Genomic DNA, 18,279 nt, shown 5'->3' with positions numbered 1-18,279 from the left:
GCAGGGAATGCGGGGAATGATTCGAGAAGAACGCGGGTCGGCTTTGCTATTGGTCGTGTTCATGATGTTCGTATTCACGATGATCGGTTTAGCCATACTCAGCGCGACGGTTGGCGGCGCTCAAAGATCGGTGACGCGGGAAAAGGACGTGCAGAGCCTGGAACTGGCAGAAAAGGCGCTAACGGAAGCCGTCGCGTACATTTACGCGAAATACGATAATCGTACCGATATTTCGTTCGATCAGATTAAGAGCGATATGAGCGCGATCGAGTCGAAAATCAAAGACCGGACGATCTCGTCTAATATTAAAATTACGGATACGCTTAATGCCTTTGCGCGGATTACCGACATTAACGTCACGCTACCGCCGGGTAAACAAGAGTACGTCATCAAACTGTCCGCCCTTGCCGACGTCGACGGCGTAAAGCGAACTCTTGTTCAAGAAATAATGGTAGACGCCTTTCCCGATTTCCTGAAATACGCGATGGGCTCTCAGGATAACGTCAATCTTCACGGCGGAGCTTATATCAAAGGAAACTTATATGCGGGCAAGCAATTAAGGATCAAGAACGAAGCGGATTATAAGTACTATGGCAAACCGTTGACGAAGAGTACGTTATTCCCGAGAGTAGCGGCAGGGAAGACGACTTTCGTACAAAGTCTTGGCGATATCCGCTATTGCGATCGGGGCAATAGCTCGGACGCATGCGGTACTTACGTCGCCCTCGGCAAGGGAGACACCGATCTTGGCGAGCGAGTGCAGAAGATTCTCGGAATTCCTTTGCAGAACTTTGAACTGCAGGACAATAAGGCTTTCGTTGAGATGAATATCGGAGAAACGTTCGTTGACAAAGCGGTTGAAGCCGCAGGGGTGGACCAAACCAACCGCGGTTCGTATGCTAGCATTTTTAACAATAATGGCGGACCCGCACTCTTTCAATATTTATTGACTAACAAGATGATTGGAGTCGCTAAAGCGCCGGTAAGCCAAGATTTCTATACGGATGAGGACGACGCGGATGGGGTCGTACGGTATATCGAAGCCAGAAAAGCTTACGTCAAGATGATGAACGGGCAATGGTCGCAATCCACGCTATACAATGGCACATTGTTGTTGGACGCGGCATCGGAGTTTAAGCAATTGACGTACAGTTCTTTAGCCAAAAGCCAATATTCTCCGCTTTCTAGCGGTAAAGGGAATAAGAGTAATTGGTTTATCATTAACGGCGACTTGGCGATCAACAATCAAGTTGACGATCCGGTTCAATTGAAGGGCAACTTCCTTGTAACGGGCAATGTCACCATCAAAGGGAAATTGAATGTAGATGCTACGGTGATCGCCCTTGGAACTACTACGATCGAGGATGCCGTGATCAAAGGAATGAACGATAATGGAACCGAGAAGGAACTGGTGCTGTTGTCGAAGGGACCGATCAATATTCACCGGTTCGATTCCTTTAATCCAATCGTAACCAACTACAATGAGCTGAGCGCTGGTAATCCAGCTATCATGGATGCTTACTTCTACACCGATCAAGAAGCCTCTCTATACGGAGTGGGCTCCGCGTTCTGGATCAAGGGAGGTTTTTTCTCCAAGGGCGAGCTCACCGTAAATGCCACGATTGGGAATGCCGAGCAGAATCTTGATGAGGCTAATCCGGCAATCATTTTTTCGTCGGAGAACGCGAACCCCGATCCCAAGGAAAATAACTATGCAAGATCAAGGCTAATTATCGAGTGGAAAGAAGATCTGATTAATAATCAGAACTCCAGCTTGCCGCGGGTCAAACGAATCAACTTGTATAGCGGCAAGAAACACTTTGCGGAACAGTAAGCGAACGTGTAATCAACCCAAAAAAAACCTCCGATCCTTCTATCAGGAATCGGAGGTTTTTTGGTTGCTTTGCGGGATTAGTAACGATCTCCGCCGGTATTCGGATTCGTTCCTCCGCCTGGAGGCGAGACTTTCAAAACATCGATGATTACGGTCAATTTAACCTTCGAGTTATCGCTAAACGTATATTCGGCATACACTTCTTGTTTGCCGGCTGCTTTGGCGGTTACATTACCGCTGCTGTCGATGTCCACGAAGTTTTTGCCGTTTTCCTTGCTCCACTTTACTGCATTGCGAACCGTGTCTTTCAGTTCGCTAGGGAAGACGACTAATTCATCTTTTAATTTCAAAGAGGCAGTGTCCCCCAAGTAAAGAGGGTAACTATCTTTGTTGAACAATAGATTCACGACTTTGATCTTGATCGTTCTCGAAGCTACCTCGGGACCGCTCGGGAATTGCTTATAAGCGACGGATACATTCTCGATTCCCGGTTTTTTGGCGGATACTTTACCATTGGAGTCCATTGTTACAACCCCTTTGTTTTCCGCGCTCCAAGTCAGTTTGCTTAAGATGTCGCTCGCTCTATCCGTTGGCTGAACCTTCAACAACCTTAATGCAGGATCTATCGTTAGGTCTAACAGCTTTAGTTCGGATCCGTTTTTGATCGTGTATTCCGCCGGAGCCGAGATGTCCACGACGACGACTTGGGCGGAAGCGGTAACCGGAGTCGCGGATTCCGTACGCTTGTACGTCAACGTCACTGTCGCCGTGCCCGCGGCTTGCCCCGTCACTTGGCCGAAGGAATTGAAACGCGCCACGCTCGTATTGCTGCTAGTCCACGTGAATTTTGAAGTATTATTTTTCATTGCCGCAGGATCGACGACTAAGTCGCTGCTCCACAGGTCCCGAGTATGACCGGCGCCGATGTGGATTTCGTTAGGAAGCGTTAAGGTAACGGGCTGTACCACTTCTACGGAAAAAGGACTCGATGTTAACGTCCGATTTTTATTCGTCGTGACGCTTACGGTGAGCGTAGCGGTTCCTTCGCTAACTCCCGTTAACGTGTTGTGCGGCCCACCAGTGCTTGATGCCAACTGAGCTTTATTGGAATCGAGCGACCAAGCATAAGTTAGAATTTTCTCCCCCTGCGAGAGCTGTACAGGTACGACATCCAGCCCGATTTGTCGACCAACGTCTACTGTATTCAGTCCTAGGATATTAATACCCGGTTCGAGAACGTTGACAGTTGCCGTAGCGGAAATTAGTCTGCCATCTGTCCCCAAGCTCTCGTCCGTTACCGTAGCCGTGACACGGGCTATGCCTGCTTGCAATCCTCTAATCGTACCGTCGTTACCGACGCTGACGACCGATGGATTATCGGAAACCCAATCGTAATTCTTGTTTGTTACGTCGAACGGTGTGGGCGTAACGATGAGCTTCGATATATCATCCTTCACGATCGTGATGTCGTCCATCTTCATGCCCTTATGCTTCGTTACCGCCTCGAATGCGAGCGAAGCGAATTGAAGCGTTCGATCGATCGGCGTGCTGCTGCCGACGACAAAGTCTTTGAGGTTCAAGTTCGAGTTCGTCAGGGCATAGTTTCCGTTTGCTTTCGGCGTGGCTACGATCTGGAACGTAATCGGATTTGCGATATAGAAGTCTCCCGACCTTGTATAAGTAATCGAAGGGAGGGTTCCGTTAAGCGTATAGCCGGAAGTCAAGCTTCCGTTTAGGGTTTTATTAGTTACCGTCGAGGAAATATTGGAAGATATGATCTCCAGGTTCGCAGGGAACGTTTCCTGTATACGGATATTGTTTACCGTAAGCAAGCTGGCCGTAACGGTAGGGTCGTAAGCGATTTTCTTAGGCGTAATGGTGTAAGTCAAAGTAACGTCTTTGTTTATCTCTAATTTACCGTTCTTGACGTTATCGGACAAACTGCGGTCAACGTCCAGATTAGAGACGGCTTTAACGACTTTGACGTTAACGATCTGGGAGGTCATTGCCCCGCTCTTGTCGCGCGCGGCAATCGTGAATTTAATGTCTCCGCCGTTCTGAAGCGGATTAGCGATAGATTGGTTTATGAATTGTCCGGACATAATTTCTTGCGTAGGAATCGCCGTTACGGAACTCGACCAAGTCGAACTTCCCGTGCTTTTGGTGACGTAACTGACGGACGTGAATAGCGTTCGATCGATCAGATCGAAGTCGGTTGCCGAGTAATTGATCAAAATATCGTTGTTAGATAGAACGACGTTCTTGTTCGTTGACGTGTCATAATCGATCGGCGAAACGACGTTAAGCGTTGGCGCGTGATTCGATCCGATGAACGCCCGGTACATCGTATTAACGAATAACTGTTGTTCCCAATCGGGGAAGTTCGTATTGGTATGGCCCGTCCCCGAATACGTGACGTTTCCATAGGAGTACGTATAGTAGTGGTTCCAGCTGTCGTCGCTGTCGCGTTGATCGCTGTCGCCCGGCAAACTCGTTATGTTGTACCAAGGGACGAGCTTCTCGTCCTCGAGATTCAACCGGAAATACTGGTCATGCGTCGTGTTTACCGTAGGAGTAGTGCTCGTGATGTTAAACGGGAACCGGGTGAGCAAACCTTCGTTGACTTTTGTCGTCGTCGTCGAAGTATGCGGCGCGTTGAGTCCCATATTCGTCTTGTTCTCGCTCTGTCCGGTGGCTTTCTGGAAGTAGGTGATCCAGTTCTCGTTTCCTTGATAGATCGTATCGTGCGTAAACATGACGCTCTGTCCCGTTTTGATGAAGCTATTAACCGCGGTCGAGGCTTCTTGGTTAATGGGAGCGTTAGAGTTGTAGCTGTCCGTGAATCCGAAGATCAGCATATCGTAATTGCCGTTAAGGTTTTTGTAACCGCCGTTGTTGAAGGTGCCGATATCCGTTACCGTAATCGCGATATCGTAATCCAACGTTTTCAAATAGGCCGTTTTCATATTGTTAGTTTTGAGCAAGCTGCTAGAGTCTCCGTTATTCGGAAGCACTTGAAGCACTTTGATCGGAGTTTGCTCGTCCCGGAAGCGGATAACGCCGATGGCTACATCTCTTAAACCCGTAGTCTGATCCACTAGCTCGAGTTTCCAATAATGCAACCCGGAATATCCCTTTGGCAGACGGAAGCTAACGACGCTACCCGTTCCGGAGGTAATCTTCTGGCCGGCGACGACGAGTTGATCGGAACCGAATTTCAGAACGCTGTCGACTCCCAAGTAAAGATTGGCGACTAGATTGCCTTGGGCCAGATTCGGGGCGTTAATGACGTCGAAGGTGTAGGAGAGAGTGTCGCCTGCTTTATAGATCGCGCTTTGGTTCGCGTTGTAGTCGGTCGGCGAGCTTTTGAGGACCAGTCTTGGCTTAAGCATGCCGTTCGTGTTCAATTTCGTTTTCGTCAAAAATTTCGTTTTGTCCGATAGCTCGTCCGTGCCTATGAAACTAACGTTTTCCTTCGTGCTGACCGGCACGTATTTATTATCGACGTTAGCATTGTTAGAACCGTTCTTGGACACGTAATCTAGCAAGGAAGTACGAAGGATGCCTGCCGTGTTCTGGTAGAGGGCTCCGTTACTGTTGTTTCCGTTGGAGGTCGTTTGGCTATATACGATAACCGGCAATCCCCGATCGATATAAAACTGCTTAATCTGGTTGAATTTAAGATTCGTGATATCGTTCTCGATGCTCGAAGTATTGTGCGTATTGTTCGTCGCTTTCGTAGAGTTATATACGCCTTTGCCAATATAAACGGCATCGTAAGTACCGTCCATTTCGTCGCGCAAGGCGACGAACTTCTTCATTTTCATCGTCGTAATGACGTATTTCGGGTTCGAGTAATCTTTAAGCAAAGAGTAAATATCCGAACTTCCGTTTTCCGTAATCTCGAGGACTCGGATTTCCATTGCCGGGTCGCTAGCTGCAGCGTTCGTTTGATCGGGACGGACGGTCACCATCAGAGAGGTTAGTATCGTGACGACCAAAACCAAGGTTATGTAGGTACGCAAAGTTGTTTTCATATTCATCCTCCTCTTTTTTCACACTATTAGTTCTATGTACCTATTAATTAACTAATAAATGATACACGTTGTCACTAAACAATTTCTGAACAAAATTTCACGTATTCTCTCGAAGCGTGTCGAATTACCGCGAATCCCATATTTACAAGGATGAATCGTTCTGTGACCCGGTTTTTAACTAGCATCAATTAACAAAATACTCCAAAAAAAGTGTAGCACAAATTAAGGCTTGCGTGCTATAACTATTATTATATTATAGGAAAATAGAACCATGACTTGTCAGCGACGTTCATGATCGATAGTTTGTCGGGCAATAGGGGGTTATTAGTATGGCGATTGTCAAAAAAAGATTGGGAGATTTGCTTGTAGACAGCGGCATTATCTCGGACGAGGATTTGCAACGAGCGCTCGTGGAGCAACGTCAGACGAAGCAGAAGCTCGGCGATTTACTCATCAATCAAGGTTACATAACCGAGCAGCAGCTGATCGAAGTGTTGGAATTCCAACTCGGCATTCCTCATGTCAGCCTCTTTAAATATCAGATCGATCCTTCGGTCGCGCAGATCATTCCCGAGAGCTTGGCGAAGCGCTTCATGGCGATCCCGATCAAGAAGGAGGGCAGCAAACTTCTTGTGGCGATGGCCGACCCGCTCGATTATTTCGCGATCGAAGAAATGAGAATGACGACGGGTTTCCGCATCGAACCGGCGATATCGAGCAAAGAAGAACTGCAGCGGGCAATCGCGCGTCACTACGGCTTGCAGGATACGATGAGCCAGATGCTGGTGGAAATGCCGACGCAAGACGAGATTCGCGAGACGGAGATCATGAACGAGGATGCTCCGATCGTTCGGTTAGTGAATCAGATGATTCAACAAGCCGTTCAGCTTAAAGTGTCCGACATCCACGTCGATCCCGGAGAAAACAGCGTGGCTATCCGCTACCGGCTAGACGGAGTGCTGAGGACGGAACGGCAAATCCCCAAAGGGATGCAAGGCTTCATTACGGCAAGGCTGAAAATTATGGCCCGACTGAACATCGCCGAGAGGCGGCTGCCTCAGGATGGCAGGATGACGTTGCAATTCGATCTCAAGACGGTCGATGTTCGGGTTTCTTCGTTGCCGACGATTCACGGAGAGAAAATCGTTCTAAGGCTGCTAGATTTGAGCACGGGCGTCAAATCGATCGAAAGTCTGGGTTTTAGTGCCCGCAATGACGAGTCGTTCCGATCCATGATCGAAAAACCTTACGGCATATTGCTAATTACCGGACCGACGGGAAGCGGCAAGACGACGACGTTATATTCCGCTTTGTCACATCTGAATCAGGATCATGTCAATATCGTCACCGTCGAGGACCCGGTCGAGTACCAACTCGACGGCATTAACCAAGTGCATGTCAATCCGTCTATCGGACTTTCCTTCGCGTCGGGCCTGCGTTCAATCTTGCGGCAAGATCCGAATATCGTGATGGTCGGCGAGGTGCGGGATTCGGAGACGGCGGAGATCGCGATCCGAGCCTCCCTCACCGGTCACTTGGTGCTTACGACGCTGCATACCAACGATTCCGTCAGTTCGATAACGCGTCTTCGCGATATGGGAATCGAGCCGTATCTGATCGCTTCCTCGTTGCTAGGCATCGTTGCCCAGCGCTTGGTTAGGAGAATTTGTCCGGATTGCAAGACGGTATACAAACCAACGGAACAAGAGCGGATCATGCTCGAGAGCAGGGGGCTGAAGGTAGAAGCCTTGCATCGCGGTTCCGGTTGCGGAAGCTGTAACAAGACGGGATACCGGGGGCGCGTCGCGATTCACGAAGTGCTCGTTATCAACGACTCGTTACGTACGCTGATTAACGCTAACGGGACGATCGAGCAATTGAGGGAAGCTGCCAGGGGTCAAGGAATGATTCAGCTCATGGACGACGGACTGGCCAAAGTTACGCAAGGAATTACGACGGTTCAGGAAGTGTTGCGCGAGACGATCGCGTATTAGGCAAGGGGGAACGGACTTGGCGAAATCAGGGGAAAGCATTCTCGAGTTGCTCCGGACGGCGCATGAACGGAAAGCTTCGGATTTACATATTACGGTAGGCTCGCCGCCGATCGTACGGATAAACGGTATGCTTCAACCGGTAGGTGAGGAGAACGTATCGGGGGAACAAGCGGAAGCGATGGCATTCGCGTTGATCACGGACGAACAGAAGGAAAAATTCCGTCAAGCGGGGGAGATCGATTTCTCTTACGAGCTGGAGGAAATCTCCCGTTACCGGATCAACGCCTACCGCCAGAGAGGCAAAGTTAGCATCGCGGTTCGGACGATTCCGACCTCGATACCGACGCTGGACCAACTGCAGCTTCCCGGAATCCTTGCCTCTCTCGCGTTGAAACCTCAAGGGCTCGTACTCGTGACGGGACCGACGGGAAGTGGCAAATCTTCGACGCTTGCGGCGATGATTCAGCACATTAATCGCGTAGAGAAAAAGCATATCGTGACGCTTGAGGATCCGATCGAATATTTGCATGCGCATGGCAGTTCGATAATCGATCAACGAGAAGTCGGTAGCGACACGAGAAGCTTCTCGAATGGTTTGCGAGCTGCGCTCAGGCAAGATCCGGACGTCATTCTCGTCGGCGAGATGCGGGATCTCGAGACGATCTCCGCTGCCGTTACCGCCGCGGAGACGGGGCATCTCGTGTTCGCTACGCTGCATACGACCGATGCGCCTCAGACCATCGACAGGATTATCGACGCTTTTCCGGGGCACCAGCAAGCGCAAATTCGTTCGCAATTGGCTTCGGTTCTCGTCGCGGTTATCTCTCAGCGTTTGTTTCCACGGACGCAAGGCAAGGGCCGGGCATGCGCGACGGAAATATTGATCAATTCAACCGCGGTAGCGAACTTGATTCGCACGGAGAAAGTCCATCAGATCAAGAGCGTCATGCAGACGGGAAGGCAACTCGGCATGCATACGCTCGACATGTCGATTAAGGAATTGCTGCAGCAGGGCGCGATCGAGCCGCTGGCGGCTAAAGCCTTCTTGGCGGAAGTAGGTAGCTAATGGCGGAGTTTAATTATCATGTGAAGAGCGGTAACGGCAAGCAGCTCAAAGGAAAGCTGACGGCTTTAACCAAGTCGTCGGCGATGGAGGAATTGCGCAAGAGGGGCCTCGTCGTATTGTCGTTGGACGAGCACCGAACCTCGATTCTTTCCTCGGAGATCTACATCGGTAATCCGGTCAAGAACGAGCATTTCATCATTTATTGTCGGCAATTCGCGACATTGATCCGCGCGGGAGTTACGATCGTCGAGGCGACGGACATCCTGTCCGGCCAGACGGAGAGTAAACCGTTGCGCAAAGCTTTGCAGGACGTTCATGCCGGGCTGCTTCGGGGAGTCGCTTTCTCCCAGTCGGTACAGGAGCATAAGCGAATATTCCCGCCGATGTTCACGAACATGATTCGCGCGGGGGAGGAGTCCGGCGATCTCGAAGGAACGCTGGACAGGCTAGCTCATTTCTTCGAGAAGCAGCACGCGACGCGCGAGAAAATCAAGTCCGCGATGACGTATCCGACGATCGTCGGGATTCTGGCCATTACAGCGGTTATTTATTTACTTAAAGCCGTCGTGCCTCAATTCGAGCAAATGTTCGTGTCGATGAACGCGGATCTTCCTTTTATCACGAAGATGGTTCTCGCGATGAGCAGAAGCGTGGAGAGCCAATGGTACTTATGGCTACTAGGCGCCGTCGCTCTGATCGTCGCTTATCAAGCGATCAAGCGTACGCCGAAGGGTTCGCTGTGGATCGATTACGCCAAACTCAAAATTCCGATCTTCGGCAAGCTGAAGCAGAAAGGCGCTATCGCGCAAATGACGCGCACGTTGTCTTCCTTATACGCGAGCTCCGTGCCGGTGCTGCAATCGCTGAGCATCGTGGAAGAACTCGTTGGCAACAAGATTATCGGCGGATTCATCCGCAGCTCGGCCGATTCGCTGAGGCAAGGTAATCCGCTGTCCGAACCGCTCAAGAAGGCTTGGGTATTCCCGCCGCTCGTCACGCAGATGATCGCGATCGGGGAGGAAACGGGCTCTCTCGACCAGATGTTGGCGAAGGTCGCCGATTTCTACGAGATGGACGTCGACAACACCGTCGATCGTCTGAAGTCCCTGATCGAGCCTCTGTTGATCGTGTTCCTCGCAGGTATCGTTGGAGTCATTGTAGCAGCGATCATGCTGCCGATGTTCACCTTATATAGCAAGATGGGTTGAGAAAAAGTATAAAAAAAGTGGAGGTTTTTACGATGTTGAAAACAGCTGTATTAAGAAGATTGCGCAAGGAAGAGAAAGGCTTTACCCTCATCGAGTTGCTCGCGGTTATCGTTATTTTGGGCGTTATCGCTGCGATTGCTATTCCTTTGATTGGGAATATTATCAAGTCGTCTAAAGATGATTCCGACATTGCAACTGCGCGTCAAATCTATGATGCAGCGAGAATTTATATTACCTCTGAGGAAAATGGTGTGTTTAAGGACGCAAAGGTGTACATCGCTACTAATACCGGAGAAGGAACGGATAAAACGATTAACTTACAAGATAAGGGTTATTTGGATAAAAACATTACATTGCCGAGTGATAAGTCTACTATTTCCGGAGGCACTGTTAAATTTAACGGAACTGGTAACTTACTTTATGTTGAGATCACATCAGCTTCAGGTACGATTTATTATAAAGGTTCAGAAGTACTTGCTGGAAAAGGAAAGCCAGTTACCACAGCACCTACTTCTCCATAATCTAAATTTGAGCAAGAACCAGTCTGGTGCTGGTTCTTGCTCCATAATCACTTGAAAGAGACGCCATCAAATGACTTTTCTAATTATGTTATACATCTTCATAATCGGCCTAACCCTTGGTTCCTTCTACAACGTAGTAGCGATCCGGGTTTCGTCCGGCGTATCCCTGCTTTACCCGCCTTCGCAGTGTCCGAATTGCGGAACGCGACTGAAGGCGATCGACCTGTTTCCGGTTGCGAGCTATCTATTGGCCGGGCGGAAATGCAGATATTGCAAGACCGGAATTTCAGCCGCCTATCCGCTAGGCGAACTGGCTTCCGGAATACTATTCGCGGGCGTCTATCTTCGATTCGGATTAACTTGGAACGCGCTAATCGGATTTATTCTCGTAAGCTTATGCCTCATTGTTACGATTTCCGATTTGAGATTCATGAGAATCCCGAATCGATTGCTCTTGTTCTTCGCTCCGCTTCTCGTAGCAGCGCAATTGTTAGCAGATTGGCATTCCTTTCTGAATCACTTGCTAGGCGCGCTAGTCGGAGGGGTTATTCTTTTTCTCGTCGCATGGCTGTCTAGAGGCGGCATGGGAATGGGGGACGTAAAGCTGTTCGCCCTTTTCGGTTTTGTCGTCGGTTTCCCTCATGTACTGCTGGCGCTGATGATCGCTTGTCTCGTAGGGACGATCGTCGGAGGTTCGCTGCTGGCCCTACGACTCATACAACGCAAACAACCGATGCCCTTCGGTCCTTTCCTCGCGGGAGGGACGATAATCGCTTATGGGTACGGATCGAATATCGTAGACAAATATTTATCCATTATCGTAAGTGGGATGTGAATTCGTAATGTTTAATTCTGCCGCCCAGTCCATCGGGATTGCCTTGGACGAGTCGGGCGTAAGGTTCGTGAAGCTCAAGAAACGCAAAAAATGGGAAGTCGAACGTTCGGGTTACTTGCCGCTTCCCCCCGGAATGTTCAATGACGATCAGATCGTCGATAAGGAACAACTTCAAGAACTGCTCGCCAAATGGGTAAAATCGCAGAAATTAAAAGGCAATTCCGTTACGATCTCGATCCCGAGCTCGAAGATCATCATTCGCAGATTAACGATTCCGAGCGTTAACGCCAAAGAAATTTCCCAGCTCGTACGTTTGGAAGTAGAAACGACGCTTCACTTGCCGTTCGAGGACCCGGTATTCGACTACGTCACGATCGATAAAGACGATACGGGATCGCATATCCTTGTCTTTGCGGCGTCACGGCAGATCGTTCAAGCTTACATTCACCTGATGGAAGGCGCCGGACTTAAGGTAAAAGGCGTGGAGCTGACGGCTACGGCGCTAGCGAGAGCGATCACGACGGTCCAGAAAGAACCTTTGAGAGAGACGATGCTCGTTAATCGGGAAGCATCCAACTTAGAAATTCACATGTTCCACGAAGGCATGCCCGTATTCGTGCGCGCTATCCCTCTGAACGATCTGACGGACGAAGATGAACAGGGCTTAAATGCCGGTAAACTCGCCGAAATCATGGCGGAAATTTCTCGGATGCTGAACTTCTATCAATTCAGCATTTATGATGGCAATAGCCGAATTCAAAGAGCGTTGATCACGGGAATAGAAGAAGGATCCCTCCAGTTGCTAGCCGAACTCCAGCAAGCGCAATCGGAAATCGATATCCAACTTGTCGATTTTGGAGAATACTTCTCGAACTCCGCCGCTTCCGAAGTCGCCGCCAGCGCCATGGCGATCGGACTCGCGATTCCGCAGACGGAGCCCGAGAAGCTTAATTTGCTGCCCGGTCATGACCGCGAGGCGAAGCTCTTGCCACTGATCCTTGCGAGTGCGGTGTTCGTATGGATTCTCGGCATGGCCGCAGCGGGATATACGTATTTCGATAACAAGTCGACATTGGCCGACCAAAAGGAAAGCATTCAATCGGGCAATGAGCAGCTGTCGAGTCTAGAGAACAAGCTGATCGCGAGGAACCAGCAAGCTCAATCCTCCGTACGCAGCAATCCGATCGAGGTCATCTCGGAAGTGCAAAAGCACCGCAAAGACGCCGTCGCGATCATGGAGGAGTTAAGCAACAAGCTTCCCGAGGGCAGCGACATCGAGACGCTGCATTATAGCCAGTCCGACCAAATAACGTTGACGGTCTCGGTGAGCCGCGTCGAAGATGCCTCCCGTTATTTGTTCAGCTTAAGATCGATGTCGTTCGCTTCCGGAGCCCAGCTTCAGAGCTTGACGAAGGAAACGATCGGTCTGTTGGTTTCTAATTCCGATGATGGCGGAACCTCGGCGATAGCCCCGTCAACGGCGAGACTTCCGGGAATCGTGAAACAAACGGCGATCTATTCGGTCCAATTCAAGAAGACGGAGGCAGAGGTCAATGGAAATCATTCGTAGAAACCGCTCCGTTGCCATGGTCGGCTTTGCTTTTCTGTTTATTCTGCTGCTTCTATTCTACTTGCTGCTTATTCAGCCGACGTCCGATGAGATTTCTGCCAACCGAGAGGAGCTCGCTCGCGTTCAGGGCCAGATCGACTTGGTGCAATCGAAGGTCGAGCAGAAACAGGAGACGCGCAGCGAATACTCCCAGGATCGAGTTCAAGCCGCGCTTCCGCTAACGGACAATACCGAGCAAGTGCTATTGGATATAAATGAAATCGACAAGGCGAACGGCATCGACTTGCAGAACGTAACGTTCGCGACCGGCGGGGGAGAAGGCGGCGATAACAAAAATACGCTCTATTCGATCATCGGAGGAGAAACGAATCCTTACCCGTCGGTAAAAGAGCTTAAAGTGAATGTAGTACTTGAAGGCAAGTATTCTTCGCTCCTCGCTTGGCTAGATCAGGTGCAAAAGCTTCCGCGCTTGATCTCGATCGATACTTTCGATATTAGTAAACCGGTTGCTTCGGCGATAGACAAGCCGATCGTCGTGAACGTCGCGTTTACCGCTTTTTACGATCCGTCCTACCGCGATATGGTCGACCACGTGTTGCAGCCTTACAACGATTAACGGAAAAGCTTCGATAAGATAGGATCCCGGTAAGCCAGCCAGGCTTGCCGGGATTTTTTTGTCGAAAAGAGGGGAGGTTTGTGCGACAAGGGTTAAAATGATACAATATGTATATTGTGGAAATTTTCCGACGAGGAAGGTGATGGACCGGATGAGGGAAAAGGAAGTTCCGCTAATCGCAACGCCGATCGTAAATCCTTTATTTTACGTTCTAACCGCCACGTCCGTACTGTGCGCGTTCCTGATCGTCATCAGGGCTAATCAACTGGAGTACGTGCAGTACCGTTTTCTGTTGTGGAATCTGTTCCTTGCTTGGCTGCCTCTCGCCGTATCGATGACGGCTTTGGCTTTCATCCGAGTGACGAGACGGCGCTCCACGCTCACGGTCGGGCTTGTCGTGCTCGGAGTCGCGTGGTTGCTCCTTTATCCGAATGCACCATATTTAACGACTGACTTTATACATCTCATTTTCAGCAATCGTTATCGAATCTATAATCGCGAGGACGATCTGCTCGTTTGGTACGATCTCGTGCTCTTCTTCCTGTTCTCGTGGTGCGGGTTGCTGCTCGGTTACCTTTCCATGCGACACTTCCATGCGATCGTCAGTTACTATTCGAACGTGTTCGCGGGCTGGATTTTCATTCTCGTAGTCTCTTTCTTGGGCGGATTCGGCGTCTATCTGGGTCGGGTCGTTCGGTTGAATAGCTGGGACGTTCTCAGTCCGTTTCGGCTTATCGAGGGCGTCATCGAGGGCATCAATCGCCGCGCGTTTATTTTTACGATGTTATTCGGTATCTTTATTTTGATTATTTACTTGTCTTTATACGTGCTTGGCAATCATCGCAACCGTTACGCCATGACGAGTCGCTCCTTCGGAGAAGCCTACCCCAAGGAAGGACCGTGAAGTCTGCGGTATTGTTCAGGCGTCATGCCTTCCTTCTGGCGGAAGGTCGCGACGAAGTGGCTGGCATCGCGGAAGCCGACGGCTTCGCCGATTCTGCGTACGGTCCAGTCCGGTCGGGCGGGCAACCACTCTTTCGCCTTGCGCAGTCGCAACTGGATCAAGTAAGCGTAAGCCGTCTGCCCGAATAGCTCTCTGAAACGCTCGTTAAGCTGCCTTTCTCCGATATGTAAACGCTCGGCCATCATCGCCAACCCTACTTCGGGGTTGGCGTATTGCGTTTCCAGCCATTCGAGCAGTTGCTGGATTCGCTCCAGCCTCCGGGATATCGAAGGGAGATGGTTTTTTCTCCCGTTCGTCTTGAGTAGCGTCAGGAAACGATAAAGCTCGGCCGAGCTTTTCCAACCGGAAGGGTCCGAGCCTGATTCAGCTAGCTGTAGGATGCACTCTAGCTGAATCGTAATTTCGTCGTCGTCCCGATCCCACTGGATTTTGTCGGACGGGGCGCCGAGCAATTCAATGACGAATCGGACGGCTTGCGTTCCGGTAAAGGTAACGTAATAGGTTTTCCAATTCGAACTCTTGGCGGAGTAGGAATGCTCGACATTAGGATGTAGCAGAACGCCGGAGCGTTCGGGAAGTTTATGCAGCTTGCCTTGCACATTCAATTCGCCTTCGCCTTCGATCGTTTGCAACCAATGGAAGAGCGGGTAACCATCGGGACGTTGAATCGGTTCTTGCTCCGGATTAAGTCCGATCGTCTCCAATTGCAAGGGCAACGATTCCGCCGGCGTCGGATATACGGTTCTTCGCAACATGCGGAAAACCTCCATATTGTTATATGCGATAGCTTATTTATTATATAGGAACGGGAATTCGATACTCTTATAATAAACGGTGAAGCGACATTTTACGATATCCATATTCGATAAACGAGGTGTGCCGATATGATCAACGAACGGAAACCGAAAATATGGTACGGCGGGGATTACAATCCCGACCAATGGGAGAAGCCGGTCTGGGACGAAGACTTAAGGATGTTCAAGCTCGCGGGAATCGATGTCGCGACGCTGAACGTATTCGCATGGGCGAACAATCAACCTGACGAGCAAACGTACGAATTCGGCTGGCTCGACGAGATGATGGACAAGCTTCGCGCGGACGGGGTCGGCGTTTGCCTAGCTACGAGCACGGCGGCGCATCCGGCTTGGATGGCGAGAAAGTACCCGGACGTGCTGAGGGTCGATTTCGACGGGCGCAAGCGGAAGTTCGGAGGACGCCACAATAGTTGCCCGAATAGTCCGACGTACCGCAAGTATTCCGTTCGGATGGCGGATAAATTGGCGGAACGGTACAAGGATCATCCGGCGCTGCTGATCTGGCATATTTCCAACGAGTATGGCGGTTACTGCTATTGCGATAATTGCGCTACGGCATTTCGCGTATGGCTGCAACAACGATACGGCTCTATCGAGGCGGTGAACCAAGCTTGGAACGCGAGCTTCTGGGGGCACACGTTCTACGAATGGGAAGAGATCGTGCCGCCCAATTCGCTGAGCGAGGAATGGAGAGGTTATAACGGTCGTACGGCGACGAATTTCCAAGGCATCTCGCTAGACTATTGCCGTTTCCAATCGGATAGCCTGCTGGATTGTTATAAGCTGGAGTACGATGCGATTAAGAAGCATACGCCCGAGGTGCCGATTACGACGAACCTGATGGGCGCGTACAAAGAGCTGGATTATCAGAAGTGGGCGAAGCATCTGGACGTGGTCTCTTGGGATAACTACCCGTCGCTGGACACGCCTTATAGTTACACGGCAATGATGCACGACTTGATGCGCGGATTAAAGGATGGCCTGCCGTTCATGCTTATGGAACAGACGCCAAGTCAGCAAAATTGGCAGCCATACAATTCGTTGAAGCGTCCAGGCGTTATGCGTTTGTGGAGCTACCAAGCGGTCGCGCGCGGCGCGGATACGGTTATGTTCTTCCAATTGCGCCGCTCCGTGGGTGCGTGCGAGAAGTATCACGGCGCGGTCATCGAGCATGTCGGCCACGAACACACCCGAGTATTCCGGGAAAGCGCGGAGCTAGGGGCGGAGTTGTTCAAGCTTGGGGATTGTTTGCTGGACGCCCGGGTAAAAGCGAAAGTAGCCATTCTGTTCGACTGGGACAACTGGTGGGCGGTTGAATTGTCGAGCGGACCTACGGTCGCGTTGAAATACGTGGAAGAGCTTCATAAGTATTACGCCGCTCTCTATGGAGCCAACATTGCCGTCGACGTCGTGGGGGTGGATGCCGATCTGAGCGAATATGGCCTCGTGCTTGCCCCGGTCATGTATATGATTAAGCCCGGCGTCGCGAATCGGTTGGAACAATACGTGCAAGACGGAGGGACGTTCGTTACGACGTACTTCAGCGGGATCGTCAACGAGAACGATATCGTGACGCTCGGAGGTTATCCGGGAGAGCTGCGCAAGCTGCTCGGGATTTGGTCGGAGGAAATCGACGCGTTGTTGCCGTCCCAGAATAACCGCATTCGATTGAATTCCCCGGCTCATGGGATTAAGAATTCCTATGTCTGCGGAATGCTCTGCGATCTGATCCACTCCGAAGGCGCGGAGGTAATCGCGGAGTACGGCGAAGATTTCTATCAAGGCATGCCTGCATTAACGGTGAACAAATTCGGCAACGGTCAGGCTTGGTACGTGGCGACGAGTCCGGAAGCCGCGTTCCTCCAAGATTGGCTTCCGAGCTTGTGTGCGGCCAGCGGCATCGAACCTTTGTTGGGCGTGGCGCAGCAAGGCGTGGAAGCGTCGCTTCGCGAGAAGGATGGAGAAGGCTATTTGTTCGTTTTGAATCATAACGCGAATTCCGTTGTCGTTGATCTCGGACAACAATCCGGAACGGATATGCTAACCGGGCGCGCGCTGTCCGGTTCGGCCGAGTTAGCCGGCAGGGATCTATGGATCATAAAGACGGTAAAATAACCCAGTAACGGCTAACCGCGCTCTTCTGTCTATCCGGCAGGGGGCGCGGTTTAATTTATTGGGATTGAGGAACCATGTGTAATGACTCTTCGTATGAGATAATAAGCAAGAGAGAGGAGTGAAGTGCAATGAGTTTCTTTAAGAACTTGAAGGAAACCGTCAGCAAAGGCGTTTCGACGGCGACCGAGAAAGCGCAGCAAACGGTGGAAGTAACGAGGTTAAACGCCCAAATCTCCGGTAAACGCAAAGAAATCGAAAAATTGTTCGCGATTATCGGCGAATCCGTATACGAAGGTTATCAGGTCCAGGATTTGTCCCAAGCCGAAGCGAAGGTTCTCCCCAGATGCGCCGAAATCACGGCCATCCAAGAAGAGATCTCCGCTCTTAACGACCGGATCAAGGCGATACGCAACGAGAAGGATTGCGTTTGCGGCAATCGGGTATCCGCGGATACGAAGTTCTGCCCTTCCTGCGGCAATCGATTCCCGGATCCCGTAATCGTCAAGGATCCGATTCAAGTAGACCCTTACTTGCCGGAATCGGAACATGCGGACTATCCGGATGGCGAAGTCTCGGAAGAAGCTGTTCGCGTGGATCAACGTCAAGTGTGCAAGAGTTGCGGTACGCCGCTCTATGCGGATAGCCATTTCTGCCCGGCTTGCGGGCAAGCGACGCAATAACGAGTTCGACACGAACGAAATAAG

At 50.6% G+C, this 18,279-nt stretch carries 13 protein-coding genes; 11 read left to right on the top strand and 2 right to left on the bottom strand.

The genetic code is table 11. The features are described from left to right. The first annotated feature begins 7 nt into the window (after window positions 1-7). A complete protein-coding gene (locus tag D7Z26_RS04330; protein ID WP_120974831.1) occupies window positions 8-1,834 on the top strand; it encodes a hypothetical protein in 1,827 nt (608 codons plus the stop codon). 77 nt (window positions 1,835-1,911) lie between these two features. On the opposite strand, the gene D7Z26_RS04325 is transcribed toward D7Z26_RS04330, so the two are convergent. Further along, window positions 1,912-5,871, bottom strand: a complete 3,960-nt coding sequence (locus D7Z26_RS04325) for a DUF5057 domain-containing protein (RefSeq protein WP_158602186.1) — start codon at window positions 5,869-5,871, stop codon at window positions 1,912-1,914. 329 nt (window positions 5,872-6,200) lie between these two features. Between D7Z26_RS04325 and D7Z26_RS04320 the strand changes: the two genes are divergently transcribed. The 8 genes from D7Z26_RS04320 to D7Z26_RS04285 all read left to right on the top strand — a co-directional run bounded on the left by D7Z26_RS04320 (window position 6,201) and on the right by D7Z26_RS04285 (window position 14,585). Continuing rightward, entirely contained in the window at window positions 6,201-7,865 is a 1,665-nt protein-coding gene (locus D7Z26_RS04320; RefSeq protein WP_120974829.1) for a GspE/PulE family protein, read from the top strand. A 16-nt stretch (window positions 7,866-7,881) separates the two neighbouring features. Next, complete coding sequence (locus tag D7Z26_RS04315; protein WP_120974828.1) at window positions 7,882-8,931, top strand: type IV pilus twitching motility protein PilT; 1,050 nt, start codon at window positions 7,882-7,884, stop codon at window positions 8,929-8,931. Continuing rightward, entirely contained in the window at window positions 8,931-10,139 is a 1,209-nt protein-coding gene (locus tag D7Z26_RS04310) for a type II secretion system F family protein (protein ID WP_120974827.1), read from the top strand. Before D7Z26_RS04315 ends, D7Z26_RS04310 begins: the two co-directional genes overlap by 1 nt. Window positions 10,140-10,171: 32 nt before the next feature. Continuing rightward, entirely contained in the window at window positions 10,172-10,660 is a 489-nt protein-coding gene (locus D7Z26_RS04305) for a type II secretion system protein (protein ID WP_120974826.1), read from the top strand. A 70-nt stretch (window positions 10,661-10,730) separates the two neighbouring features. After that, a complete protein-coding gene (locus D7Z26_RS04300) occupies window positions 10,731-11,495 on the top strand; it encodes a prepilin peptidase (protein ID WP_120974825.1) in 765 nt (254 codons plus the stop codon). A gap of 7 nt (window positions 11,496-11,502) precedes the next feature. Next, window positions 11,503-13,065 (top strand): pilus assembly protein PilM, encoded by a 1,563-nt coding sequence (gene pilM, locus D7Z26_RS04295; RefSeq protein ID WP_120974824.1) that lies wholly within the window; start codon window positions 11,503-11,505, stop codon window positions 13,063-13,065. After that, entirely contained in the window at window positions 13,049-13,681 is a 633-nt protein-coding gene (gene gspM / locus D7Z26_RS04290) for a type II secretion system protein GspM (protein WP_120974823.1), read from the top strand. Before pilM ends, gspM begins: the two co-directional genes overlap by 17 nt. A 151-nt stretch (window positions 13,682-13,832) precedes the next feature. Beyond that, the gene (locus D7Z26_RS04285; protein ID WP_158602185.1) at window positions 13,833-14,585 is read left to right on the top strand and encodes a DUF1361 domain-containing protein; all 753 of its coding nucleotides are present in this window, start codon (window positions 13,833-13,835) and stop codon (window positions 14,583-14,585) included. On the opposite strand, the gene D7Z26_RS04280 is transcribed toward D7Z26_RS04285, so the two are convergent. Further along, window positions 14,564-15,400, bottom strand: coding sequence for an AraC family transcriptional regulator (locus D7Z26_RS04280; protein ID WP_120974821.1), 837 nt, complete (start codon window positions 15,398-15,400; stop codon window positions 14,564-14,566). The two genes, D7Z26_RS04285 and D7Z26_RS04280, sit on opposite strands and share 22 nt — an antisense overlap. Window positions 15,401-15,529: 129 nt before the next feature. Here D7Z26_RS04280 and D7Z26_RS04275 point away from each other — a divergent pair, with 129 nt between their 5' ends. Both D7Z26_RS04275 and D7Z26_RS04270 read left to right on the top strand, forming a co-directional pair. Further along, on the top strand, window positions 15,530-17,575 hold the full coding sequence (locus tag D7Z26_RS04275; RefSeq protein ID WP_120974820.1) for a beta-galactosidase: 2,046 nt from the start codon (window positions 15,530-15,532) through the stop codon (window positions 17,573-17,575). A gap of 128 nt (window positions 17,576-17,703) precedes the next feature. Beyond that, a complete protein-coding gene (locus D7Z26_RS04270) occupies window positions 17,704-18,255 on the top strand; it encodes a double zinc ribbon domain-containing protein (protein ID WP_120974819.1) in 552 nt (183 codons plus the stop codon). Window positions 18,256-18,279 lie beyond the last annotated feature (24 nt).

It is taken from the genome of Cohnella endophytica (assembly GCF_003628305.1).
Taxonomy (GTDB): domain Bacteria; phylum Bacillota; class Bacilli; order Paenibacillales; family Paenibacillaceae; genus Cohnella; species Cohnella endophytica.
The sequence above is the reverse complement of the archived record's forward strand: the minus strand, read 5'-3'. Positions and strand labels throughout refer to the sequence as shown.

What these genes read in the sequence shown, in the direction of transcription:
- D7Z26_RS04330 (WP_120974831.1), top strand. Translation starts at nt 8, where the DNA reads ATGCGGGGAATGATTCGAGAAGAACGCGGGTCGGCTTTGCTATTGGTC.
- D7Z26_RS04325 (WP_158602186.1), bottom strand. Translation starts at nt 5,871, where the DNA reads ATGAAAACAACTTTGCGTACCTACATAACCTTGGTTTTGGTCGTCACG.
- D7Z26_RS04320 (WP_120974829.1), top strand. Translation starts at nt 6,201, where the DNA reads ATGGCGATTGTCAAAAAAAGATTGGGAGATTTGCTTGTAGACAGCGGC.
- D7Z26_RS04310 (WP_120974827.1), top strand. Translation starts at nt 8,931, where the DNA reads ATGGCGGAGTTTAATTATCATGTGAAGAGCGGTAACGGCAAGCAGCTC.
- D7Z26_RS04305 (WP_120974826.1), top strand. Translation starts at nt 10,172, where the DNA reads ATGTTGAAAACAGCTGTATTAAGAAGATTGCGCAAGGAAGAGAAAGGC.
- D7Z26_RS04300 (WP_120974825.1), top strand. Translation starts at nt 10,731, where the DNA reads ATGACTTTTCTAATTATGTTATACATCTTCATAATCGGCCTAACCCTT.
- pilM (WP_120974824.1), top strand. Translation starts at nt 11,503, where the DNA reads ATGTTTAATTCTGCCGCCCAGTCCATCGGGATTGCCTTGGACGAGTCG.
- gspM (WP_120974823.1), top strand. Translation starts at nt 13,049, where the DNA reads ATGGAAATCATTCGTAGAAACCGCTCCGTTGCCATGGTCGGCTTTGCT.
- D7Z26_RS04285 (WP_158602185.1), top strand. Translation starts at nt 13,833, where the DNA reads ATGAGGGAAAAGGAAGTTCCGCTAATCGCAACGCCGATCGTAAATCCT.
- D7Z26_RS04280 (WP_120974821.1), bottom strand. Translation starts at nt 15,400, where the DNA reads ATGTTGCGAAGAACCGTATATCCGACGCCGGCGGAATCGTTGCCCTTG.
- D7Z26_RS04275 (WP_120974820.1), top strand. Translation starts at nt 15,530, where the DNA reads ATGATCAACGAACGGAAACCGAAAATATGGTACGGCGGGGATTACAAT.
- D7Z26_RS04270 (WP_120974819.1), top strand. Translation starts at nt 17,704, where the DNA reads ATGAGTTTCTTTAAGAACTTGAAGGAAACCGTCAGCAAAGGCGTTTCG.